Here is a 23,319-nt window from a genome sequence, read left to right as displayed (position 1 = left end):
TAAAATGATAATTAAAAGCTATTAGCTATTAGCTATTAACTATTAGTTGGCAATTTGATAGACGGCGGGGCGTATTAAACCCGCTTTGAGCTAAAAGCTAAAAGCTGGATAAACTATTCCATGTATATGAATTTTATCTAAACATTCTTGGTTTTAGAAACATTTGAGTACGTCCGGAAAAAAGATTTATTTCTTATATATATTTTGTAACTTTGATGAATAGATATTTACAAGGGTGACTTTGCTGAGAATAGAATGAAGTTATTCTGACTGAATCAAGCAACTTGGAAAAAAAAGGGTTAGTTGGCTGCTGACCGCCGTGAATGGTCGGTGCTTCTAGCTCCACCGCTCCACCGCTGGCAATTGGATGGGGAAACCCCAGACGCAAAGTCTGCCACGGGGAGTATCCCCGTGGCGAGCTTTGCGGCTTGCACGCCAATTGACGGCGGGGCGTATTAAACCCGCTTTGAACTAAAAACTGAATAAAAAGGAACAAATTGAACGATCAACCAGCAGCGTAATAAATCAAACAACCTTTTCCTATTAGAATCGGCTACGCTAAATAATTAGCACTCTTTCAATCCCACAAAACGCCGCACATGAATCTACGCTTAGTTGAGGTTTATCTACCACAGGAAAAAGGTGAACTATTTGAAGAAATAATTGCAGAATACACCTATGCAGGAATTTGGTCGAAAAAATTAGAAAATAATCAACTGGAATTTAAAATATTACTTTCGTCTGGGCAAGTAGAGCTGCTAGTTGATTGTGTGGTTGGGCAGTTTAAGAATGTAGAAGATTTTCGTTTATTGCTATTGCCAGTAGAAGCTTCTTTACCTCGACTTGAATCATCTGAGAAAAATGGTTTACCAGAAGCACCAACTCGGATTAACCGCGAAGAAATTTACACTAATGTAGCAACAAGCGTTCATTTCTCGTGGACGCAGATTTCCTTATTATTATTATCTTCGAGTATTGCTGCTGTTGGTTTAGTACGCGGTAGTGAAGTGGTGATAATTGGTGCAATGGTAATAGCACCGTTACTAAAGCCGAATATGGCATTAGCGGTAGCTACTATTTTAGGAGATTTATCCTTAGCTTTAAAAACTATAAGAGTTGGAATAATCGGAATTTTAGTACCGATTGCCTTTTCAATTTTAATCGGTTTGCTGATTCCCGTCAGTCCAGACTTACCAGAAATAGCCATCCGAACCAAATTAACTTTACCCGATATTGTTGTTGCCCTTGCTTCCGGTGCTGCTGCTGCTATTTCCTTAACTGCTGGCGAAATCAGTTCAATCGTGGGAGTAATGGTTTCAGTTGCTTTACTACCACCCTTAGTCACCTGGGGAATGTTAATGGGTTCGGGTGAATGGGAACCCGCATTAGGCGCAATGCTGCTAGTTACAGCCAATATTGCCAGTTTAAACTTAGCGGCGATCGCCACTCTTATACTTCAAGATGTACGCCCAACTGGTTGGCTACAAAGCATCCAAGCCAAAAAGCTGACTAAAATCGCAACTGGATCTTGGATATTGCTTTTAGCAGGGTTGATAGGTGTAATTTTTGTTCTTAAATATAAAGGAGCTTGACAGGGATAGAGTTAGAAGCCATAGGATTTTAGATTTTGGATGTTGGATTTTGGATTGAAAGTTAGGAGTTAGGAGTGAATTAAGCAACTAACAACTAACGACTAACCACTAACTACTATCTAACAGAAAATGCTTCGCTAAAACGTCGGGTAACTGGCTCAACTAAGAATGTCAAAATTGATTTTTTACGAGTAACCATTTCAGCATTCGCTGTCATTCCTGGTGTAAATCCTACTTCTTTGCCACGTACCATGACGGTATTTTTATCTAATTTTATTGTGGTAGGAAATACTAATCCTAATTCTTCATCTACTACTGCATTAGGACTGACGCTCGCTACTTCGCCGGTAATGGCACCAAATTCTTGGAAAGGAAAGGTTGCTAATTTGACTTTTGCTTTCATTCCCTTATTAATAAAACCAATATCGCGGTTAACAACTTTGACTTCTAATAATAATTCTTCTCCTTTGGGTACGATTGAGAGCAACTGTTCTCCTGATTGTACGGGACCTTTTGTAGCTTTGACATCGTAAACTACGCCGCTAACGGGAGCTTTAATAGTTTCTAATTGCTGCTGTTTTTGGGCTTGCTCTAATTGACCTGAAATATTAGTCAATTCTTCTTTTCGCTTGTTGATTTGAGTTAATATTTCACTTTGACGTTCCGAAGCTAAGCGCTGCGCTTGACTTTGTGCTGCTTCAAAGGCTGCTTGTGCTTGACTAATTTCTTGTGTTTGTGCGGCTAAGTCTTTTTCTAAAGATGTAACTTTGTCTATGCTTTCAGTTACTTTAGTTTTAGCATTAATTATTTGATCCGCAGCCCTGGTAATTTCAGCGTTAGCACGGTTGAGTCTATCTTGTGCATCTAAATAATCGAGTCGCGGTACGGCACCTTGAGTAGTTAAACCGCGTAAACTTTTTTCCCTTTTCTTCGCTAAGGCTACACTTTCTTCAACTTTACTGCTAAGTTCTTCAGAATTTGTCTTATTAGCCCTAGCATTATTTAAACCGATTTTGGCGTTAGCCAGGTTTTCCTGCAAACGAGTTAAACGCACTTTTGCTTGTTCTACAATTGCTCCTTGACGATTTGCTTCGGCTTCCGCAGCGGCTTGACGTGCTTGATAGTCTTGTAAGCGAGACTGTAAAAGCTCATCCTGCAATTGATTACCCGCTTTTTTAACACCAGTACGTTCGGCATCCAAGCGACGCAAATCTTCTCGAATTAAATTAGCACTTTTCGCTAAACGAGCAACATCCGCTTGCTGCAAATCTGGATCGCGTTGAATTAATACTTCGCCTTTCTCAACTGCATCGCCTTCCTTAACTTTGACTCCCACAATTGAGCCATTACCCAAAGATGTTACAGGTCGAATTTGTGTCGCAGCAACGATTTTTCCCGGTGCAGTCGCCACTTCATCTATTTTCGAGAAATGCGCCCAAGTAATCGAACCAAACACAATCGCGGTAATCGTTCCCGCTAACAATCTTGTATAAAGCGGAGGTAATTCCTGTACGGCTTTACCCAACTCATAAGATAACTGTTCGTCAGGTTTAGCAAATTCCTGTTTTGTTCTACGTGCTTGAGATGCATCAGCAACTAAAGAATATTTCATAATTGGTAATTGGTAATTGGTAATGGGTAATGGGTAATTGGTATTTGTTTTAACTGCTCGATCTTAGAGGATGTAAGAATGCGTCAATAACTATACTCGGAACCTCTCTCCAAACCTCTCTCCTAGAAGGAGAGAGGCTTATTACCCCCATTCCCTCATAGGGAAGGGGGGCAGGGGGGTTAGGTTTTCGAGGTGCCCGAAGTAAAACATAATACTTTTCAAACAACCTCTTAATAACTAGCAACTAGTAACTAATAATTAACAACTAATATCTAAGGTTTTAGCTTCTTTATTTGTACAGAAAAATCAATTTTCTAGCAAAGTGTGGAAAGTACCCAATCCTTTTTGTGCTGCGAATTGGGCATCGGGCATCGGGCATCGGGCATTGGGAATAGTGAGGAGTTAAGAGTAGTTAATTAATTATTCATCCCCTTGTCCCCTTTTCCCCCCATCTCTTAAATCTCCACCGTCACAGGGGTATGATCGCTGGGTTGAGTTAATTTTCTGGGTTCGATGTCGATGGTGCAGCTTTTTGCGCGTTCGTATAAGTCGGGTGTGAGATAATGATGATCGATGCGCCAGCCACGGTTACGAGGAAATCCGGCTGCACGATAATCCCACCAACTGTAATGTCCGCCTTCTAACGTAAATTTACGAAATGCATCTGCGAATCCTAATTTTAAAACATTTTCTCGTAAAGCTTGTCTTTCTTCATCGGATGACATGATATGAGTTGCTGGTTTAGCTTTTTCGTGAATATCTTTGTCTTCTAAAGCTATATTAAAATCTCCGCACACGCATATATTAGGTCTAGAATTCAATTGTTTCTGTAAATAATCTGCTAATATTTTTAACCACTGCAATTTATATTCATATTTTTCGCTACCTATTGAAGAACCGTTGGGTACGTAAAGATTGATGATTCTAATACCATCAAAGACACCCGAAATCACTCGCTTTTGTTCGTCCCATTTCGCATCTACATCCGGCAAAATCGACGTAAAACCAACTGAAACATCTTCTAAAGGTTGACGGCTGACTATAGCCACACCATTGTATGATTTTTGTCCGGAAGTATAAAGATGATAGCCTAATTCTTCAAAAGCTTCTCGCGGAAAAAGTTCATCTACAACCTTAGTTTCTTGCAAACAAAGCACATCAACACCGCTTTCTTTTAACCAATTAATAGCGTGTTCTAAACGAGTTCTAATTGAATTGACATTCCAAGTAGCGATTTTCATAAATTAGTTGTTAGTTGTTAGTTGATAGTTGTTAATAATATTTTCTACCCCCTCTTCCCCCTCTCCCATACCCAATTTTTAATTACTTCAGATAAATCAATAAGTTCAATCCGGGAATGGTGCGGGAAAGCGTCCATAAAACTAAAGTGATGTAAAGTATACCCAAGCTCCATTGATACCATGCCAAAGTACTGATAATTCCGGGGAGGTGTTCGTCTCGCAAACGCACATCGTTAAAGCCTAATTTTAAAAGATTATTTAAACTAAAGTCATAATAATTTAACCAGTTCCAGCGACGATTCCACAATAAAGGTAAATAACGCTCGCGAAATAATTCATACCTTGGTATTACGGGTAAACGCCCAATTAATAACCGTAATTGTCGTAAAGTACCATCTTCTGTAAAGTATGATGTTTCCATTAAATCGTGATATCTTCCTTTTTGGTAAAGTCGGAATAATAAAAAACTCGGCAAAGGTACAATAATAACTGCCATGCAAGCTAAAGTTAATAATGGTTGTGGTGTATTGCGAAAGATGGCGATTAAACCACACAATGTGCTGAGAAGAAAACTTCCTAGCATCCAACTAGTTTCGTAAGCTGTAGGAATTATAGGTAAGGGATGAATTCGGCGAAATCTATCAACTAACCAAAATAGTAAACTAAAAAACGCGATCGCAATTATTCCTACGCCAAAAACTAAGTAAAAATTGGTACCGTATCCCGACAGTAATAGTAATAAACTTAACCCCAACCATCTCCATGTATGAAGCAACCATTTAGCTGGGGTAAGAGTTTCGCCAACTACGAAGCGTGAAGCAAGCTGTGTAAATGTTTCTTCGTCGATATCGGCTAATGTTAGTAATTCACTTTTTATTTGAAACGGTTGATTTTGACGACGTTTAATTATCGCTTCTGCTTGAATTTTAGAAAAACCCAAATTTATTAAACGTTTTTGAGAAGCATTATTAATATTCGCATCAACCAAACGACGAGTTAAATTTTTTAGAGATAAACGCTGTTTGCTATACTCCAACTCGTTAGCATCGGGAATTTGCTGCAACTGGCGAAAATTTTGAATCAAATTACGCAATACATTTTGATTTCCCGACAATCTTGGTACTCGCAACATCGCGCCAATTTCACCGGGATTACCCAAAATTTTAGCTTTATCAGAATTAAAAATTAAACTTGGTACGTTGAGATAAGCACCTTTAGCAAAAACAGCGTCGCTAAAATCAGCTTGACTGAGAATACTGGCACCACGCATATTTACGGGTAAATTAAACTGTGCCTCTCGGAAGATGACAGATTGTGCAAAGCTAGTTTCTTTTAAAAATAAAAAATCTTGAAAATTAGCTTTAGTAAACTGAATTTGTTCGAGAAAACGTGTTTTAGAAAAATTTGTCGTACCTTCCAAACGCGCACGACTGAAATTAGCTATATCTTGAAAAGTCGCATTAGAAAAATTGGCGGAATCTTCAAAAGTTGTATTTTTAAACTCGGTATTTTCCTTAAATTGAGTTTCCTTAAAATTGGCTTCATCAAAGAAAACACTTCCACTAAAATCAACATCACGGCGAAAATTTGCACTTGCAAAACTAACTCGACGGCCAAACCTTGATTCTGTCAATTTCGCAGTATCATTTAAAAAAGCTCCTTCCGCTTCCACAGGTTGGAGAAAAAACGTATTGTTAAATTCCAACTTACCCTTAAAACGAGTTTGTTTAAAAATTAACGAACCGCGAAACACCGAAATTTGCGCCGAAGTCGTCGAATTTTTTCCTAATAAAGAACGACAATCCTTAGAATTGGGAACAGAATAAGCCAGCGACTGCAAACAAACTTCACGCAAACGTTCGAGTTGACTTTGTTCGGTTTCAGTAAAAATTGGTGCAATACCTTGAGCATACAAAGGAGTTCTTAAACCCAAATCGCTACCAATAAAATCGCCATTAATTATAGAATCGCTTAAATCTAATCCTACAGGTTTTGCACCATTTTTTTGCAATATATCCTGCAACAACTTATAAAAATTATCGCGAAATTCTTTATTTTCTGGCTGTAAATTTATTTCCATCTCCCGTAAATCAACCGTGAGACTGCCTTGATTTACGATAGGTGAACTAATCCTTTCTTGTAATAATTCTAAAGTTAAAATAGTCCGTTGTGGTTGAAGCTCCGCAGCCCAAACAGGTTGGATAGATATTAATAATAAGAATAGCGTGCAGATGTAAAATAATTTGATAATTGGTAATTGGTAATTGGGCATTGGGCATAGGGGATTGGGCATTGGGAATTAATATACATTGTTTTCTCCCCCCTCTTCCCCCTCCCTGTCTTCACCGATAATATTTAATGTGACAAACTACTGCCTTCCCAAATCAAAAGCTGTCTGGAAGCTGCAACAAAACAATCTACAGTACAATAAATGTACATTATTATGTACGCTCTATAATATGCCTAAGTATCTAACTATTACAGAAGCTAGACAGCAATTATTAAATTTGCCTGACGAATTAAAAGACGATGCAGTAATTATTACTAAGCATGGTAAGCCAGTAATGGCAGCACTTAGCTTTGAGAAATTTGAATCTATGATGGAAACTTTAGCTATTCTTTCCGATAAAAAATTTAGCAAGCAGTTGCATGAAAGTATCCAGCAGGCTGAAAGAGGAGAAACTATTACCTGGGAGGAAGCAAAAGCTAAACTTGGGCTTGAGTAAATCCAGCAGGTAAATTTCGTACTTCCCGATACTACTTCTAAAAGTGTACATTGAAGTGTACATTTTTAGTTGTAAAGTGCTTGAATTTTAGGGGAAGTTTAAATAAGTTGGACTCAGATACAAATCAGCCCGCTAATACCGAATATGAAATTCAACTGACACCGTTAGCATTAGAAATGCTAGGCGGTATTCAAGATAAACGTCATCAAAAAGGCTTGAGTCAACGCATAAATAAGTTAAAGACAGATCCACTTCTTCAAGGTAAAGCTTTAGTCGATAATCTTTTAGGTTATCGCAGCCTTCGAGCAGTAGGTCAACGCTACAGAATTATTTACAAAGTTGAACTTGAGAAAATTATCGTTTTAATTGTAGGAGTAGGATTACGTAAAGAAGGTGATAAAAACGATATTTATACGCTGATGGAGAAATTTTTGGAGGAATGAACAACCGTATTTCTTCCAAGTCAGCCTTCCCAAATTAAAAGCTGTCTGGAAGCCGCAACAAAACAATTAAGATGCTTTGGTGGATAAAGAAAATGATCGTAAGCGATCGCCATTTGTCTGGCAGCTTCATCATAATCAACTCTACCGATTCCCGTACCCAAACCGGGGCAAGCAACAGTGTTAATTTGATGTTGAGAATATTGGTTGTGACGACGCACGGCTAAAAGCATAGCCCACATAGCCACATAAGGAACATCTGTCCCCGCAATAGACATGGGAACTCGCATGGTAGGTGTATGTGCGAGAAACGGATGTTTACAATTACCCGTTTCCACAATTATTGATGTTCCTACAGATTGCTCTCCTAAATAATCCGTCAAAATGCGCTGCTGTACTTTTTCCATCAACGGATTAAGTAAGTTGGGGGTTTTTGGTTGTAAGCGTAACCCACCCTACAATAATTAACCCACGGAGGTGGGTTTTGCCTGTGTAGCCGTGCTAGCGAAGCGTGCCCGGAGGGCATATTCAATCGCCAGATATTTATAACAAGCTTCCAATTACTTCGTTAAATCAAGATGGTGCGTTACGGCATTAACGAACATATCTATTTCCCCGCCGTTACACACCCGAAAAAATACCAACCTACGCAGGTGGGTTTTGCCTGTGTAGCCGTGATTTGAATCGCCAGATATTTATAACAAGCTCCCAATTACTTAGCTAAATCAAGATGGTGCGTTACGGCTTTAACTAAGATATCTACTTCCCCTCAATCATTTCGTCGCCGCAGGGCACCCGACAAAATACTCATTAAACCAATTACTAATTACCAATTACTTCCAAATCAGTATTTTTACTTGTACTTTTTGATTATTTGATTATTTTATATATACTTTTCGGATCGTATTTGTTAATTGTAAAATTAACTAAATCTCTTACATCCCAAGCTTTTCATCCATATTGATATTTTTTTCAAAATTCTTCTTCATACAAATTTTATATGAATTTACCATAAAGTATAAAAAAAAACTTTGAATTAAATCTTTCTTATGCTTTTATCAAGAGGTGTTCGATGAAAACCTCCGATTGATTGGATAATTTTTTTATGATTTCAAAACTAACAACTTTACTTAAGTCTGTCGCTCTGATTCCTGTTGTCACCGTGATATTTTCTGGAAGCGCTCAAGCTGCATTGTTTGGTGGTACGGTTAAAGGTGGGTTGTTTCGTCCAGAAGAGACTGCAATGAGTATTGATACTCCTATAATAGAACCTGCAATGAGTATTAGTTTTCTTAGTGAGGAGGTAACAACTATTGATACTCCTATAATAGAACCTGCAATGAGTATTAGTTTTCCTAATGGGGAGACAACTATTGAGACTCCTATAATAGAACCTGTGACTCGTGTAATTAGCGATGAGGTTGAATTTGGAGAAACTACGGATTTTACTGTTAATACTCTTGACGTTAAGGATACTTCTTTTGAAATCGTTAGTGCCATTCTCCCTGGAGATTTTTCCCTATCAACAGTAATTCAACCCGCAATTTGGAGGTTGTCCGAATTTGATTTCGATATTGCTGGTGTTCCGGGAAGAATTACAGGCGTGAATCAGGTTTCTGGTGATTTAGATGGAATTAACAATATTTCTTTTACCGACAACTCGATTAGCGTTGAATTGTCTAATATTAACCGATTTGGAGATCAGAATTATAAATTTAACGTCGCAACCGAACCCGTTCCAGAAACCGTTCCAGAACCTATGACTATTTTCGGAACTGGCGCTGCTTTAGGTTTTGGCGTTTTGCTCAAGAAGAAGAAAGGCGCAAAATCGGCTTAGGTTGACGAAGCTTATTTCCCTAAGATAATTTCTCAGGGATGCATTGGTGCTTCTACCATTTCTTTCAAAATTTTTTCTATAGGTAATCCTAATTATTTAGTTGAATTAAGATAGTGCATTACGGCTTTAACTAACATATCTGTTTCCCTTCAACCATTACGTTGCCGCAGGGCACCCGAAAAAATACCAACCCACGCAGGTGGGTTTCGCCTGTGTAGCCGTGTTAGCGAAGCGTGCCCGGAGGGCATATTCAATCGCCAGGTATTTATAACAAGCTTCCAATTACTTCGTTAAATCAAGATGGTGCGTTACGGCATTAACTAACATATCTATTTCCCCGCCGTTACACACCCGAAAAAATACCAACCCACGCAGGTGGGTTTCGCCTGTGTAGCCGTGTTAGCGAAGCGTGCCCGGAGGGCATATTCAATCGCCAGGTATTTATAACAAGCTTCCAAGTACTTCGCTAAACCAAGACGGTGCGTTACGGCATTAACTAACATATCTATTTCCCCGCAAGCATTTCTTCGCCGTAACACACCCTACAAAATACTCATCAACCAATGCCCAATTCCCAATGCCCTATGCCCAATCCCCAATTACCAATTACCCAATACCAATTACCAATTTCCCAATCATCGAACCCGCTTCCAACAATTCATGAGCCTTCCCAACTTCTGCCAAACCAAATGTCCGATTTACGCAAACTTTCAATTTACCTTCATCCATCCAGTTGCCGCATTCTGCTAAAATCTTGCCATGATGTACCTGCGCTTCCACCATTCCCTGCAACATCGGCGTTAACATCAATTCCAAACCTATTCTCAAATTACGCTGTCTCGCTACTTTCCAATTTGTTTTGTCGCTTGGTTGCAAAATCGTGACGATATCGCCGTAAATCCGTATCGCTGCAAATGTTTTCTCAAATGTCTCGCCACCGACGGTATCAAATGCTAAATCTACACCTTCTCCGTTTGTCCAATCTAAAACCGCTTTGACAAAATCATTCTCTTGATAATTAATCGCATAATCTGCCCCCAGTTGCTTGACAAAATCGGCTTTCTCCTGAGTACTTACCGTAGTGCAAACATCGGCACCTTTAAGCTTAGCTAATTGAATTGCGACGTGTCCGACACCACCCGCACCTGCATGAATTAATACTTTTTCTCCCGGTGACAAACGTCCGCGTTCGTATAAAGCTTCCCATGCGGTAATTAATACCAAAGGTGCAGCAGCAGCTTCTACAAAGGAGACAGATTTAGGTTTCGCAGCTACAAATCGTTCATCTACAGTTGTGAATTCTGCGTAATTACCTTGATGTCCACCTATTCCACCGTTGCAAAAATATACTTCGTCTCCTACCCGAAACCGTTTTACTTCACTTCCTACGGCTTCTACAATTCCCGCACCATCACAGCCTAAAATTGCAGGCAGTTTATCTGGGTAAAAAGTACCGCGTTTGCGAAGTTTTGTATCGATGGGGTTAACACCAGCAGCTTTTAAACGTACCAAAAGTTCTGTATTTTGAAGAGGAAGCGGGTTTGCAATTTCTCGCAGTTGCAATACTTCTGGGCTTCCGGGTGCTGTCATTAACACTGCTTTCATGGCTTTTCCTTCGATGCACGCTTCACAAATTACTTTAGCGTAAAGGGGAGCCAATTTGATTTTATATTAGGACTTACGCAAAGCCCCCCAAATTAGCGGGGGGTTGGGGGGATCTTAGAGTTTGGAATGCCTACTTTTTGGTTGCGATTGCGTAAGTCCTGTATATTTTGTATTTTATCTAAATCGCAACATTTATTAATACTCTTAGTTAATCCAAAATAGTTTAATTCGTAAGTTTATATTAGACACAAATGAAATAAGAAGCCAATTCAAATAGTGCAATATTTTTCTATTACAAAAGATATACGTCCTCAGATATATGCTCTTATCTTTTAGGGAGTATTATTTTTCTGTTAACTAAATAAAAACCAATTTTTAATATTTCTATAAATAAAAGATAATATTTAGTTGTCAGTATTGAATTAACTTGAGCTAAGTAAAAATTATTAACTTAAAGGTTGTGTCAATTAAAGCCTATATTTATACATTATAGCATTGAATTAACCTTATTAGGCTTTTATCTTATTAGATAATTTAGCACGGTTTTCGTCAATATTTTGTATCAATGGCTGCACTTATTTCACATTGCCTAAATAACTTTTCCTTTTTTGCAATCAACAAGTATATCAGCGAATCGAGAAATTAGTAGCTGAAGAGTTGCTGCAATTTTGGAGTGACTATTTAAACTTAACTCGTGTTACTAAATCAATTAAATCCAGGGAAGACTTAATATCATGGCTACAGCTACCAACGACATGAATGTAACTGATAATAAAGTTGAAAATGAAGACATGAATACATCTAATCAAACAGATGATATTAAAGGAAATGGACTTGAAATTACTTCAGATACCGATTTAGACAGCGAATCCTTCAGCAACTTTGCAGGAGATGGTATTGCTGTTCTCGATGGTGTTAATGTCGGGCTTGAACAAGTAGAATCTACCAGCAATGGTGATGATGGTTTTGAGATTCGCGGTACTGTTAACGGTGCTTCATTAACAGCGAACGAATCATCTTTCAACCTCAACGGTGACGATGGTATAGATGTTTTTGGTGAAAACAGTACTGTCGATTTATTTCGTGTAGAAGCAAGCTTCAATGAAGCAGGTGGCTTGGGTGTTGACGGTTTAAACAACACCTTTAACATCGACACCAGCGAATTTGAATCAAACAACGATGGCTTAGTAATTCCTCGCACTGGTGTAGGCAATAATTTCGATATTACAAACTCCGCATTTTTTGATAATAAAGATGATGGAATAGATATCTTTGGTAATGACAACACTTTTACTTTAGATAGAGCCTCTTCAACTGGTAACGTTGAGGATGGTGTAGAGATTGATGGAAGCAATAATAAAGTTACTGGCAGCAACAGCAACTTTTCTAATAATGGTGGAGATGGGTTCGGTGATGATATTACCGCTAGTGGTAATGAAATCACTTTAACTGCAACCACATTCCGCGATAACGGCGATGATGGTTTTGATATCGAGGGTTCTGAAAATACCATCACTTTAAATAATGTATCCTCGGATGGTAATGCTGAAGAGGGTTTCGAGATTGATGGAACCAATAACACAGTTACCATTCAAGATAGAAGTGTTTTCGGCGGAAATAAAGAAGATGGTTTTGATGTAGACTTCCGGGGTACGGAAAATACTATCGAAGTTATCGAAAGTGCATTCCGTAACAACGGTGATGATGGATTTGATGTCTTTGGTGAAAACAACACTGTTACTTGGAACGATGTCGAAACTTTCGACAACGCAGAGCAAGGCTTTGAAGTTGATGGTGATGCTAACACTATCACTATCCAAGATAGTTTCATGGTAGATAATGGTTCTAGTGGTTTCTCGTTTGACTACACCGGGGAAAACAACAACCTAACTATCAATGATTCTAAAATTTTCCGCAATGCTGAAGATGGTATTGAAATTCTTGGTAAGGGAAACACTGTAGGGTTATTCGGTACAGAGATTTTCAATAATGGTGAGTGGGGAATAGAAGTTGCTGGTGATGATAATCGCATCGAAATCGGCGAAGGTACTACCTTCGAGGGTAACGAAAGTGGTGCAATCATAATCACTGGTACTGGTAACACTTTCGATATACTTAGCAGTACAGGCTTGACTGCTGATGATATTGTTAATGAAGGCAGCAACAACACTATCAATTTTGTTTAATTACTGTCGATCGCTTTAGCAAAATAAATCGCAAAAGCTAATTATTTAGAAAATGGAGAAAGCTTTACTTACTAAAGTAAAGATGCTTTCTCCTTTTTTGAATACATATTTTTTATTCTCTACAAAAATCTAAACGAGCAGTAATTAAGAAACCGGGTTTTTCAAAAAAAGCCGGTTTCTTGTAATATCTAATTATAATTATTTAATTTTGTTCTGTACCTACTCCCTATTCTTATAAATGACTAACCTTACTCCTTACACTATAAAACCTGGCGACACCCTAAGCGCGATCGCCCTAGATCATTTAGGTAGCGCTAACCGCTGGAAAGAGATAATGAAAGGGACGGGAAAATGCTTTACGGAAGATGAAGCGCGATGCTTAAAAATCGGTCAAATTGTTTATTTACCATCAGAAAATATTAATATTCAGGCTAATTCCGATAATAAGAAAATCAGCGATAATGGTTTAAAGTTCATTGCCGAACACGAAGGAATGATTTTACATTTATATAACGATCCAGCCAATCATGCCACAATTGGTGTAGGACATTTGGTACATCACGGCCCAATATGTGGCAACGAACCGGAAGAATTTAAACATGGAATTACGAAAGAAAGAGCAATGGAGATTTTACAGAGTGATGTAATTACAGCCGAAAATACAGTTCATAAATTAGTCAAAGTACCCTTAAATCAAAATCAATTTGATGCGCTTGTGAGTTTTGTATTTAATATTGGAGAAACCCAATTTACATCATCGACATTATTAGCTAAATTAAACGATCAAGATTATCAAGCTGTACCAAGTGAATTAAATCGTTGGGTTCATGGTGAAGGCAAAAAATTACCTGGTTTAATTAATCGTCGTCGGAATGAAGGGAATTTGTTTGAGAAATAAAAGCTCTTAGTAAAAGTTTTAACTCTGATAATATGGAGGATTAAAATCCTTACTACAAACCCTAAAAGTTAATACAATAGATGTCAAACCTTTCTCAAAATAATCCCTTACTAGGAACTTGGAAACTCATATCAATAACAGCTATATTCCCCGACGGAAATATAGATAACGAAACATTCGGGGCTAACCCGATTGGCTACATCACCTATACCATCGAAGGTAAAATGATGGTGATTTTCTCAAAAGGCGATCGCACACTATTAAGCGGTAATTCAGCTTCACCTCTTACCACCGCCATACATAAAGTACCAGTTGAGGAAAGAGCAGAAGCATTTGCTACTTTTAATTCATACGCTGGAAGTTATACCTTGGACGGTAACAAAGTAATTCATCATGTTGAAATCGCATCAATTCCCAATCGTATAGGTAAGAGTTTAACTAGGACTTTTGTATTAAATGGGAATCGAGTTACCTTGAAAACTCCACCGACTAAAAGCGATGATACACCTAAAATTTTTGAATTGACTTGGGAACGGATAGAGTAGCGATAAAACCAATAAAAAACCGCAAAACATAAGGTTTCACGGGTTTTGAATGTAATGTGAGAAACTTAACGTTAAGATTATTATAATCAGCAAATAGCTGGATAAATGCTGACGTATCAATTTTTGAAACAGTAATAATTATTTGATAGTCATCTATTTTAAGCGACGAGCTTATGTATGATTTATTTATTATTAATGACCATAAAAATAAAAAAAGAAAACCGTGGGGTATTTCAGGGAGGTCCACGGCTTTGAATATGGTGTAAGGAGACTTGCTTATTTGATAGCTATTGTATAATTTTCAAGCAGCAATAGTTCGCTGGTAACAATTTTGGTAACGAGGTGATTTTTTTGGAGAATTATGTAAAAAGGCTCGTAGTTGCGCTTCAGCGCCTCTTAGCCGGAAGCGCAACTACAAACCTTTATATATTCATCCAAACTTGATTTTTTAAAGCAAAGCCCCACCACAACTAGAGCCGCTACCAGCAGTACAACCGTAACAATAGCTAGCAGTCTGCACTTCATTAATTAAATTCAAATCACCAACTTCGAGCAGCTTGGCAACTGTAATATCTTCACCGTCGCGAGTTTTCGCTGGTATATTCATCATCTGGTTAAAGTCGCAATCGTAAACGTTACCAAGATAATCTATAGAAAGTTCATCGCGACACATCAGGTTTTCAACAGTGACGGGGTTGAAATTCGATTCGAGAAAATGTAGGTAAGGTTTGTATAGCTTTGTTCTTTCTAAATGAAACTTAGTTCTACCCACTGGTAAATTAGTGATGGCAAATAAGTTATTGAATACAATACCGAAGTTATCTTGCAAGAACTTTTTGTAATCCTGTTCTAACTTGACTTGATTGGGAGTTAAATTAAAATTTTCGTTTGTAGGTAATTGTGGATTATAAACCAAATCCAAAATTAAATCTGATTTTTTAGCGTAACCTAACTTATTTAACCATTGCAGCGCTTTTACCGAAGCATCAAAAACACCATCACCGCGCATTTTATCGACATTATCGGCTAAATAACAGGGTAAAGAAGCAACAACTCTTACTTTATGTTTAACAAAATATTCCGGAATATCGCCAAATCCATCTTGAAAATAAATCGTTAAATTAGAGCGAACAATTACCTGCTTATTATTCTTCCTTGCAGCTTCCACAATTGGCTTAAAACCATAATTCATTTCCGGTGCGCCACCAGTTAAGTCTACAATTTTAACTTCCGGAAATCTTTCAATTACTTCAATTAACTGCTCGCAAACTTCCGCCGAAAGTTCCTCAGTTCTTTTCGGCCCCGCATCCACATGACAGTGACTGCAAGCAAGATTACAACGCTTACCTAAATTAATTTGTAAAACATTGATTTCTTTCTTTGTTAAAGTCGAATTAAGTTTACGTTTGAAAGGAGTTACTGTAGTTTGAATCATAGATGAGTTGGGGAATTGGTAATTAACTGTATAAAGGTTTGTAGTTGCGCTGTACTCGCTTCTTATCCGGAGGCGAGTACAGCGCAACTACGAGCCGATGAAATTCTTTTATTTATAAAACGTAGCCAGGGAGCAAGATGCTCCCACTACAATTAATTCTATAATTCCTAACTCCTAACTGTTCACTGCTCACTGTTAACTGATTAACAGCATCCGCCGCCGTCATAATACCAAGTTGAATCGGTGACAATGACTTTTTCTGGTAAAGCAGCCGCTAAATTTCTGGCAGTTTTATCGCATACTGCGGCTGGAATTCCTCGCTGCAAAATGTGACCGTTGTTGTCATCAAAAAATGGTTCTGAACCTGCATAAATAGCTGTTTTACCAGTAAATACGCAAGCTCCATCTTCTGGAATTGGTACTTTGAAAGCTACTGAATCAAGACTTTCTAAAAGTAGGTTTTCTTCTAGATTATAAGTTGTCGCTTCTAACAATCTATAAGGACGACGAGCGCGGATTTCAACTTGCCCAAAACCAACATTTATAATGCGTTGAACGTATTCTTCATATGTTAACGCACCCGACAAACACATTGCTCTCAATCGATCATCTTTTTTTAAATGTTCCGGTATTGAACGAGTTGCAATTGGGTCACTCATTTGCAAGCGTCCGCCGGGTTTTAATACGCGATATGCTTCTTTTAAAGCACGAGTTAAATCTTCGGGTTCAAAGATATTAAAAAGGCAGTTTTGAGCAACAATATCAACGGAACTATCAGCAACTGGGATATTAAAAGCATCGCCTTCGCGAACTTCTACAAAGCTAGGATCGAACCAAGGATTATCTTTAACTGCAACTTCTAAATTATTTTTTGCAGCTTGACGCATATCTGCAACTGGATCTACCGCGATTACAGCACCAGCACGACGGGAAAAGTAAGCAAATTGCAAAGCTTCTAAACCACCACCAACGCCTATATATAATACTGTAGGTTCGTTAGTAAGCTCGTTTGCGTGAACTGTAGTTCCACAACCGTAGTTCATTTCCTGCATTTTCAGAGGAATATGCAACCCCGGTAACTGCATTGGGGTACTTTGCACGCAACATAATCCTATTTCGGGAGTTTGGGCTACGTCGCTGTAAAATTTGGCTGCTGTTTCTAAATAAGTCATTTGATTTTAGATTTTGGATTTTAACAACGGATGCGTTTCTTGTGGATTTTGGATTGTTCTTGGAAGAAGCTGTATAAATAGTAATATTAATAATTTGTTGTCGGACAACTTTTAATTAGAAGCCCATTAATTAGATGCCCATTAATTTAAAAAAGCGGTGGCAGGTAAACAGCCACCCCACTATTGATTCTACAAGGCTGACAAAAATCTGGTAGCAGATTTAATGTTCTATATATTTATATAAATATGATTTAGATGAAGTTAGATGAGTTTTTGCTGAGAGAATGCTTGGATAATGGTAAATTTTTTAGGGAGTAGGGAGTAGAAAAGTTTGTAGTAAGAGTTTTAATTCTTATATCGAGGTAACAAATCATTACTACAAACCAATCGCAATTAATGGAAGGCTTTATTTATCAAAACTACAGGCGATCGCCAATTCTGCGTGTTGCAATAATATATCTTTATCCAGCATTTCAAGCGAATATTGCGGTGTTTGGCTCAATAATTTCTCAATTCTCCCGTTTGCTGCTGCTACAACCGATTCATCAAGACTACCGTTCTCTAAGGACTTTTTAAAATCTTCAGCAATAAAATAAATTCGTTCGGTGGATGATGAAGGCAAATTACCGCACATCAAGAATATATCGCAGCCTGCATTTAACGTATTTGCTACGGTGCCGCTTTGACTATACATATCCGCAACGGCTTTCATATCTAAGTCATCGGATACCACAACTCCTTCAAAACCAAGTTCTTTTCTTAATATTTGGCTCAAAATTGGTTGAGAAAAAGTAGCGGGTTTATCTCCTCCGATTTCAGGGAAGAGAATATGGGCTGTCATAATTAAAGGGATTTTTTCAGCAATTAAGGTTTTGAAAGGTATCAATTCTCGCTTTTCTATTGCTTCTTTAGTTAAATTTAGTATCGGTAATGCTAAGTGGGAATCGGTGTTAGTATCTCCGTGTCCGGGGAAATGTTTGGCACAAGCGATAATTCCCGATTCTTTTAATCCAAGGAAGTATTCGCGGGCATATTCGGCGGCTGTTTCTGGTGTTGTATCGAAGGAACGAGGCCCGATTATCGGATTGTTGGAGTTAGAAAATATATCCGCAACGGGTGCCCAAGATACGTTAATTCCCAAGGATTTTAACTCAGTTGCCATCGCCGCAGCTACTTCCCGCGCTCGTTTGCGACACACGTAACTATAGGGAAATCGCGTAATTGGTAAAGGTGGACGAATTACCCTTCCCCCTTCATGATCGATAGAGATAAACATCGATTCGCGTTCCGTATATTCTCGTATTTCCTCGCTAAGTTTTTTGAAAGTTTGCAACCACGATTCATAAGGTTCGCCATCGCGGAAGTTTTTACCAAAAAAGCAAACTCCTACGGGTTTTATACTACTTAAAATTCTTTTATCTTCATCGGTTAACGCAGTACCCGAAACACCGACAATTAAATGATTTCCGAACATATTTCAATTAACAATTATCAATTATCAAATAATACGGTTATTAGTTAACGGTTAATAGATGGTTATTATACGATTTCTGATACTGTTGAAGAGGAGGAGACAAGGTGGGGAGAAATATTTGTAGTGGGAGCATCTTGCTCCCCAGCTGTTACCTACGCCCAATGCCCCATGCCCAATTACCAATTCTCATGAATAAAGTAATTTTTCATATGGCATTCCCCGTCACCGATATTGCTCAAACTAAAGCATATTATGTCGGTGGTTTGGGATGCACCCCCGGTAGAGAAAATCGCAATGCTTTGATTCTCAATCTTTACGGGCATCAGTTAGTCGCACACGTCACCAAGGAACCACTTACATTACAAAAAGGTATTTATCCCAGACATTTCGGTTTGGTTTTCACTCAAGAAGCTGACTGGGAAGATTTACTGACAAAAGCACAACAGCGAAATTTACCTTTTCGAGAATCAGCTAAAAACCGTTTTATAAATACTCCCCTCGAACATCGCACTTTTTTTCTCGAAGACCCATTTTACAACTTGATGGAGTATAAATATTACTGCTATCCTGAAGCAATTTTTGGTAGCGCGGAATTTACACAGATTGGCGATCGCACTTAATTGGTGCCGATAATGCTGTTGCGATCGCGTTCAAACTTTTTTCATCGGTAAGCATCCAAGCATGAACTAAAACTGGCACGGTAAAGTTATCTCCTACGGGCATTCTAGAACTACTTGCCGGGACAATCATCATGTCGAAAGGTGTCCAAATCGAAGTAAAATTGATTTGCGATAGCATTTGAGCATCGCTGTTTAAATCTTTGAGAAAATTACTCGACGGACGCATTTGTACGCAACCCAACCCTTGATTAAAGTAAGCTATCTGCGTACCGTGACTCGGTGATGAAAGGGTTATAAATCTTTGCACCTGGTTGATTCCACCTAGTCGCTGGACGTAATAACGACTGACGATTCCCCCCATACTGAAGCCAACCAAATCAAAAGCTTGTTCTTTACCAAAAGCCGCTTCAACTTTGCGAGCAACCTGTTGTGCTAAATCATCCAATCCCTTACTACCGTCATTAGGAGCTAAATCCAAATCGTAAACCTCTAAACCGCGCTCCTTCAGAAAAGGAATCATTTTACGAAATACCTTCCCAGTATCCCAAATACCGTGAACTAACAATACTGGATTGCGCTGCTGATTCATTTATTACATAGGATTAAGTTTAATTTATCAAATGTAACGTATTGGGCATTGGAGAGGGGAGAGGGAGACAAGGGGATAAGGGGAAATATAATTTTTAGCTACTAACCACTAACAACTAACAACTAACAACTAACAACTAACAACTAATTTGTAAACTTTTGTTAAATCATCTTTCACAGTCTTGCTCTAAGTTACAAGAAAATCTAATAATTGATATAAGTCTCGATTGTCTTCAATCGCTTGAAGTATAAGACATTTAGCGTTTGTAAACAGTAGAATTAATCCAAGAATATTACTTAGACTTATGACAGGTACTAAAATAAGGCCGAAAGTAGGTGGGATAAGATAACTAAGTATTTTTGAACGTGATTTACGAAAATACATAATTATTAATTATGTCAAAATTCAGGTATAAAAGACAAAAGAAATCAACACGTTTCGTTTTATCAAAACGTTAATCTGAGGGGATTATGAAATTTATTTCTGGACTTTTCGGTGGAAGCAAGAAAGATGGTGGGTTCTTTTTACAATTAAAAGATGAACCCGATGAGCCAATGCCAAAGGCTGATTCTAAGCCAGTTGAAGCATCCAATAATGGTAAAAAACCAGCAGATGCTAAAGCTCAAACAGATAAGACGGCAAAACCAGCAAATGCTACAGCTCAAACAAATACTAAGCTGAAGTCAAAGGATACAGCCAAGGTTACAATTGAAGATAATCGGAAAAAAGAAGTTGCATCCGATAAAGTCAAGGTAAAGGATAAAGATAATAATGTAAAAGACGTTGCATCCGATAAAGTTCAAGAAGTGGATGTGGAAATGGTGCAAACGGCTAAAGGTGTAGAAGCTAAAGCTGTTACCGTAGAGAAGAAAGAAGCTCAAAAGAAAGCTGCGAAGAAAGCTGTTAAGACAGATAAACCTGAAGACGACAAAGAAACTCTTTTTGCACCTAAATATCTCATACCCAAAAATGATGGAATGCGCCGTCGCCCTGGTGCGAATATGAATTCATTTTTAGATATGGCTAGCAAGGTTAAGGCTCCCATTAAAAAATAATTCGTAATTTTGTTTTTTTGCTTAAAATAAAAGGCAAAAATAGATTTATTACAAAATTAATACAATCACAAATCCTGGTTTCTTAAAGGAGCCGGGATTTTACTTTTATACTAAGTAACCGTGTAAATTAATTTAACATTTTGTTTAGGTAGGGAACACTATACAATGAACAATGAACAATTATCAATTACCATTCGTTGATAATTGATAATTGATAATTGATAATTGATTACTGATTGAACATTTGTAAGTTGTGTAATGTTGCGTATAATCCACCTTGTTCAATTAGTTCTTCGTGGGTACCTTGTTCGATTAATTCACCGCGTTTGAGTACGAAAATGCGGTTGACGTTGCGAATTGTGGATAAACGGTGAGCGATGATAATTGCTGTACGTTGAGCTAAAAGTTGGTTTAAAGCTTTTTGAATTAAGGCTTCTGTGGCTACATCTAAGTTAGCGGTTGCTTCGTCTAATACTAATATTTGTGGGTTACGAATGGCAGCCCGTGCAAAGGCTAAAAGCTGTTTTTCACCGCTGGAAATATTTGTTCCTCTTTCCCGAAGTTGGGAGTTATAACCTTGTGGTAATCTTTCGATAAATTCTTCTACATTTGTCGCGCGCGCTGCTTGTTGGATTTCTTCAAAGGTGTAGTTGTCACCTAATGTAATGTTGCTTTTGACATCACCAGCAAACAAAAATCCTTCTTGTAAAATTACGGCTAAATACCTTCTTAATTCGGCTTGGGGTATTTCTTTAATATCTATACCGTCTACTAAAATTCTTCCTTTGCTGGGTTCGTAAAGACGACACAATAAACGAATTATCGTACTTTTACCGGCTCCCGTGGGGCCAACCAAAGCGATTTTTTCTCCAGGATTTATGGTAAAATCCAAATTCTTGATGACGTAATCATCATCTTTGTAAGCAAACCAAACTTGTTCAAAACGGATTTCTCCTAGTTTTGAAGGGTCAATTTTATCATCAATATTTTCTAAATTTTCGACTATTTCCTCGATATATCCGAATTCAAATTTATTTGTCAGCGAATATCTGGGATTTACTTTATCCCTTATTTCTATAGGCTCATCTAAAATATCAGAAACTCGTTCGATGGCAGTAAAACCTGTTTGAATGATGGTAAATTTTTCTGCGAATTGTCGTAAGGGATCGAATAATCTTTGAGCGTAAAGTATGAAAGTCGCTAATATCCCAACTGTTAACTGCTCTCCTAAAATTAACCAGCCACCAATCAACAATACCCCGGCGATCGCTACTAAAGCAATCCATTCTAAAGTTGCTGAAACTGCGGAATCGTGGAAAATTGTTACATCTACTTCTTTGACGTAACGGTTATTGGTTTTTTCAAATAGTTGAGCGTTGAATTTTTCCCTACGGAATAGCTGTACTACGTTGATTCCGGTAATGTTTTCCTGTAACTGGGAATTAAGTACGGAAAGTTCTTCTCTAACTTTATAATTAGCTTTACGAAACTGCTGTTGAAAGAAGGTAATTAAGGCGGATACGGGGAAAAGCAATAACAGCAGCAGTAATGCTAGTTGCCATTGGGTGTAAAACATAAAGCCGATAATTACCAATGTGGAAAATATATCAGCAAATATACCCACTGCACCCGTTGCAAATACATCTCCTAAAACTTCTACGTCGGATGTCAATCTGGTAATTAATTTACCGACGGGGGTTTTATCAAAGAAGCGTACTGCTAAAGATGTAACGTGTTGAAATAAATCTTTGCGAATATCGGCAGTAATTTTTTGTCCGACTTTCTGAACTAAATATCCTTGAAAGCCAGTTAACAAAAGCTTAATAACAACCGTAATTAAGAAGATTATTTGCAGAATCAATAATCCTTGTTGGAGATTACCGATCAGAAAATCGTAGGTGTTGGGTTCTTTACGAATAAGGGAAATTACCTGTCCAACTATTAAAGGCTGTACGGCATTTGCTACTGCTACTGGTATTAGCAATAACATTGAAGTTGCCAGAAGCTTTTTATAGCTGCGAGCGTAGGGTACTAAACGCAAAAATAATCGCCAATCGGTTTTGCGATCGCTGTTTTGCTTATAAGATTTCTTTAGAGGTTTGGAGATGCTCATAGTAAATGCATTATATTAATTTTTGATGAAAAAAAAGCCGTCTTTTTGATTGATGTTTGCACTCATTATGCTTGACTATATCTGCAATTGGGAGGAAGACATCTATTGTTAAATTTGATTTTTGTTTATGAGATTTGAAATAAATCTACGGTTACGTTTAAATTTGACAGCAGTGTGAA

The 23,319-nt window shown here is 37.9% G+C and carries 19 protein-coding genes; 9 read left to right on the top strand and 10 right to left on the bottom strand.

The features are described 5' to 3' along the window. The first annotated feature begins 599 nt into the window (after window positions 1-599). Complete coding sequence (locus ACM03V_RS11800; protein WP_414620975.1) at window positions 600-1,592, top strand: TIGR00341 family protein; 993 nt, start codon at window positions 600-602, stop codon at window positions 1,590-1,592. 115 nt (window positions 1,593-1,707) lie between these two features. Here ACM03V_RS11800 and ACM03V_RS11795 read toward each other — a convergent pair whose 3' ends face one another. The 3 genes from ACM03V_RS11795 to ACM03V_RS11785 all read right to left on the bottom strand — a co-directional run bounded on the left by ACM03V_RS11795 (window position 1,708) and on the right by ACM03V_RS11785 (window position 6,717). Continuing rightward, a complete protein-coding gene (locus ACM03V_RS11795; protein WP_414620974.1) occupies window positions 1,708-3,204 on the bottom strand; it encodes an HlyD family efflux transporter periplasmic adaptor subunit in 1,497 nt (498 codons plus the stop codon). A 455-nt stretch (window positions 3,205-3,659) separates the two neighbouring features. Then, the gene (gene xth / locus ACM03V_RS11790) at window positions 3,660-4,445 is read right to left on the bottom strand and encodes an exodeoxyribonuclease III (RefSeq protein ID WP_414620973.1); all 786 of its coding nucleotides are present in this window, start codon (window positions 4,443-4,445) and stop codon (window positions 3,660-3,662) included. Window positions 4,446-4,527: 82 nt separating this feature from the next. Then, window positions 4,528-6,717 carry a pentapeptide repeat-containing protein gene (locus tag ACM03V_RS11785; protein ID WP_414620972.1) on the bottom strand — a complete coding sequence of 730 codons (2,190 nt, stop codon included), beginning with the start codon at window positions 6,715-6,717 and terminating at the stop codon, window positions 4,528-4,530. A gap of 187 nt (window positions 6,718-6,904) precedes the next feature. Between ACM03V_RS11785 and ACM03V_RS11780 the strand changes: the two genes are divergently transcribed. Together ACM03V_RS11780 and ACM03V_RS11775 are read left to right on the top strand one after the other, a co-directional pair. Next, a complete protein-coding gene (locus ACM03V_RS11780; RefSeq protein WP_414620971.1) occupies window positions 6,905-7,171 on the top strand; it encodes a type II toxin-antitoxin system Phd/YefM family antitoxin in 267 nt (88 codons plus the stop codon). Between the two features lie 107 nt (window positions 7,172-7,278). After that, a complete protein-coding gene (locus tag ACM03V_RS11775) occupies window positions 7,279-7,614 on the top strand; it encodes a type II toxin-antitoxin system RelE family toxin (protein WP_414620970.1) in 336 nt (111 codons plus the stop codon). A 20-nt stretch (window positions 7,615-7,634) separates the two neighbouring features. Here the strand turns inward: ACM03V_RS11775 and ACM03V_RS11770 are convergent, their stop codons facing one another. Next, on the bottom strand, window positions 7,635-8,018 hold the full coding sequence (locus ACM03V_RS11770) for a macro domain-containing protein (RefSeq protein WP_414620969.1): 384 nt from the start codon (window positions 8,016-8,018) through the stop codon (window positions 7,635-7,637). Window positions 8,019-8,716: 698 nt separating this feature from the next. Here ACM03V_RS11770 and ACM03V_RS11765 point away from each other — a divergent pair. Beyond that, window positions 8,717-9,448, top strand: a complete 732-nt coding sequence (locus ACM03V_RS11765) for a PEP-CTERM sorting domain-containing protein (RefSeq protein ID WP_414620968.1) — start codon at window positions 8,717-8,719, stop codon at window positions 9,446-9,448. A 606-nt stretch (window positions 9,449-10,054) separates the two neighbouring features. Here the strand turns inward: ACM03V_RS11765 and ACM03V_RS11760 are convergent. Beyond that, window positions 10,055-11,053 (bottom strand): zinc-dependent alcohol dehydrogenase family protein, encoded by a 999-nt coding sequence (locus ACM03V_RS11760; protein ID WP_414621029.1) that lies wholly within the window; start codon window positions 11,051-11,053, stop codon window positions 10,055-10,057. A 734-nt stretch (window positions 11,054-11,787) separates the two neighbouring features. Between ACM03V_RS11760 and ACM03V_RS11755 the strand changes: the two genes are divergently transcribed. From ACM03V_RS11755 to ACM03V_RS11745, 3 genes are all read left to right on the top strand, one after another. Beyond that, window positions 11,788-13,239 carry a right-handed parallel beta-helix repeat-containing protein gene (locus ACM03V_RS11755; protein ID WP_414620967.1) on the top strand — a complete coding sequence of 484 codons (1,452 nt, stop codon included), beginning with the start codon at window positions 11,788-11,790 and terminating at the stop codon, window positions 13,237-13,239. Window positions 13,240-13,477: 238 nt separating this feature from the next. Beyond that, the gene (locus ACM03V_RS11750; RefSeq protein ID WP_414620966.1) at window positions 13,478-14,137 is read left to right on the top strand and encodes a glycoside hydrolase family protein; all 660 of its coding nucleotides are present in this window, start codon (window positions 13,478-13,480) and stop codon (window positions 14,135-14,137) included. A gap of 80 nt (window positions 14,138-14,217) precedes the next feature. Further along, window positions 14,218-14,682, top strand: a complete 465-nt coding sequence (locus ACM03V_RS11745) for a lipocalin-like domain-containing protein (protein ID WP_414620965.1) — start codon at window positions 14,218-14,220, stop codon at window positions 14,680-14,682. Between the two features lie 448 nt (window positions 14,683-15,130). Here the strand turns inward: ACM03V_RS11745 and arsS are convergent, their stop codons facing one another. The 3 genes from arsS to nagZ all read right to left on the bottom strand — a co-directional run bounded on the left by arsS (window position 15,131) and on the right by nagZ (window position 18,763). Further along, window positions 15,131-16,117 (bottom strand): arsenosugar biosynthesis radical SAM (seleno)protein ArsS, encoded by a 987-nt coding sequence (arsS, locus tag ACM03V_RS11740; RefSeq protein WP_414620964.1) that lies wholly within the window; start codon window positions 16,115-16,117, stop codon window positions 15,131-15,133. A gap of 203 nt (window positions 16,118-16,320) precedes the next feature. After that, window positions 16,321-17,289, bottom strand: coding sequence for an arsenosugar biosynthesis arsenite methyltransferase ArsM (gene arsM / locus ACM03V_RS11735; protein ID WP_414620963.1), 969 nt, complete (start codon window positions 17,287-17,289; stop codon window positions 16,321-16,323). Between the two features lie 406 nt (window positions 17,290-17,695). Further along, complete coding sequence (gene nagZ, locus ACM03V_RS11730) at window positions 17,696-18,763, bottom strand: beta-N-acetylhexosaminidase (protein WP_414620962.1); 1,068 nt, start codon at window positions 18,761-18,763, stop codon at window positions 17,696-17,698. Window positions 18,764-18,951: 188 nt separating this feature from the next. Between nagZ and ACM03V_RS11725 the strand changes: the two genes are divergently transcribed. Further along, window positions 18,952-19,383, top strand: coding sequence for a VOC family protein (locus ACM03V_RS11725; RefSeq protein ID WP_414620961.1), 432 nt, complete (start codon window positions 18,952-18,954; stop codon window positions 19,381-19,383). Here ACM03V_RS11725 and ACM03V_RS11720 read toward each other — a convergent pair. Beyond that, on the bottom strand, window positions 19,358-19,972 hold the full coding sequence (locus ACM03V_RS11720) for an esterase/lipase family protein (RefSeq protein ID WP_414620960.1): 615 nt from the start codon (window positions 19,970-19,972) through the stop codon (window positions 19,358-19,360). The genes ACM03V_RS11725 and ACM03V_RS11720 overlap by 26 nt on opposite strands. A gap of 470 nt (window positions 19,973-20,442) precedes the next feature. Between ACM03V_RS11720 and ACM03V_RS11715 the strand changes: the two genes are divergently transcribed. Further along, window positions 20,443-21,027: a hypothetical protein gene (locus ACM03V_RS11715; protein ID WP_414620959.1), complete on the top strand. Its 585-nt coding sequence runs from the start codon at window positions 20,443-20,445 to the stop codon at window positions 21,025-21,027. A 229-nt stretch (window positions 21,028-21,256) separates the two neighbouring features. Here ACM03V_RS11715 and ACM03V_RS11710 read toward each other — a convergent pair whose 3' ends face one another. Further along, window positions 21,257-23,140 carry an ABC transporter ATP-binding protein gene (locus ACM03V_RS11710; RefSeq protein ID WP_414620958.1) on the bottom strand — a complete coding sequence of 628 codons (1,884 nt, stop codon included), beginning with the start codon at window positions 23,138-23,140 and terminating at the stop codon, window positions 21,257-21,259. Between the last annotated feature and the right edge of the window lie 179 nt (window positions 23,141-23,319).

Source organism: Calothrix sp. CCY 0018, from assembly GCF_963920925.1.
Classification (GTDB): domain Bacteria; phylum Cyanobacteriota; class Cyanobacteriia; order Cyanobacteriales; family Nostocaceae; genus Rivularia.
The sequence above is the reverse complement of the archived record's forward strand: the minus strand, read 5'-3'. Positions and strand labels throughout refer to the sequence as shown.

Coding starts and splice junctions, on each gene's coding strand:
- ACM03V_RS11800 (WP_414620975.1), top strand. CDS start 600: ATGAATCTACGCTTAGTTGAGGTTTATCTACCACAGGAAAAAGGTGAA.
- ACM03V_RS11795 (WP_414620974.1), bottom strand. CDS start 3,204: ATGAAATATTCTTTAGTTGCTGATGCATCTCAAGCACGTAGAACAAAA.
- xth (WP_414620973.1), bottom strand. CDS start 4,445: ATGAAAATCGCTACTTGGAATGTCAATTCAATTAGAACTCGTTTAGAA.
- ACM03V_RS11785 (WP_414620972.1), bottom strand. CDS start 6,717: ATGCCCAATTACCAATTACCAATTATCAAATTATTTTACATCTGCACG.
- ACM03V_RS11780 (WP_414620971.1), top strand. CDS start 6,905: ATGCCTAAGTATCTAACTATTACAGAAGCTAGACAGCAATTATTAAAT.
- ACM03V_RS11770 (WP_414620969.1), bottom strand. CDS start 8,018: ATGGAAAAAGTACAGCAGCGCATTTTGACGGATTATTTAGGAGAGCAA.
- ACM03V_RS11765 (WP_414620968.1), top strand. CDS start 8,717: ATGATTTCAAAACTAACAACTTTACTTAAGTCTGTCGCTCTGATTCCT.
- ACM03V_RS11760 (WP_414621029.1), bottom strand. CDS start 11,053: ATGAAAGCAGTGTTAATGACAGCACCCGGAAGCCCAGAAGTATTGCAA.
- ACM03V_RS11755 (WP_414620967.1), top strand. CDS start 11,788: ATGGCTACAGCTACCAACGACATGAATGTAACTGATAATAAAGTTGAA.
- ACM03V_RS11750 (WP_414620966.1), top strand. CDS start 13,478: ATGACTAACCTTACTCCTTACACTATAAAACCTGGCGACACCCTAAGC.
- ACM03V_RS11745 (WP_414620965.1), top strand. CDS start 14,218: ATGTCAAACCTTTCTCAAAATAATCCCTTACTAGGAACTTGGAAACTC.
- arsS (WP_414620964.1), bottom strand. CDS start 16,117: ATGATTCAAACTACAGTAACTCCTTTCAAACGTAAACTTAATTCGACT.
- arsM (WP_414620963.1), bottom strand. CDS start 17,289: ATGACTTATTTAGAAACAGCAGCCAAATTTTACAGCGACGTAGCCCAA.
- nagZ (WP_414620962.1), bottom strand. CDS start 18,763: ATGTTCGGAAATCATTTAATTGTCGGTGTTTCGGGTACTGCGTTAACC.
- ACM03V_RS11725 (WP_414620961.1), top strand. CDS start 18,952: ATGAATAAAGTAATTTTTCATATGGCATTCCCCGTCACCGATATTGCT.
- ACM03V_RS11720 (WP_414620960.1), bottom strand. CDS start 19,972: ATGAATCAGCAGCGCAATCCAGTATTGTTAGTTCACGGTATTTGGGAT.
- ACM03V_RS11715 (WP_414620959.1), top strand. CDS start 20,443: ATGAAATTTATTTCTGGACTTTTCGGTGGAAGCAAGAAAGATGGTGGG.
- ACM03V_RS11710 (WP_414620958.1), bottom strand. CDS start 23,140: ATGAGCATCTCCAAACCTCTAAAGAAATCTTATAAGCAAAACAGCGAT.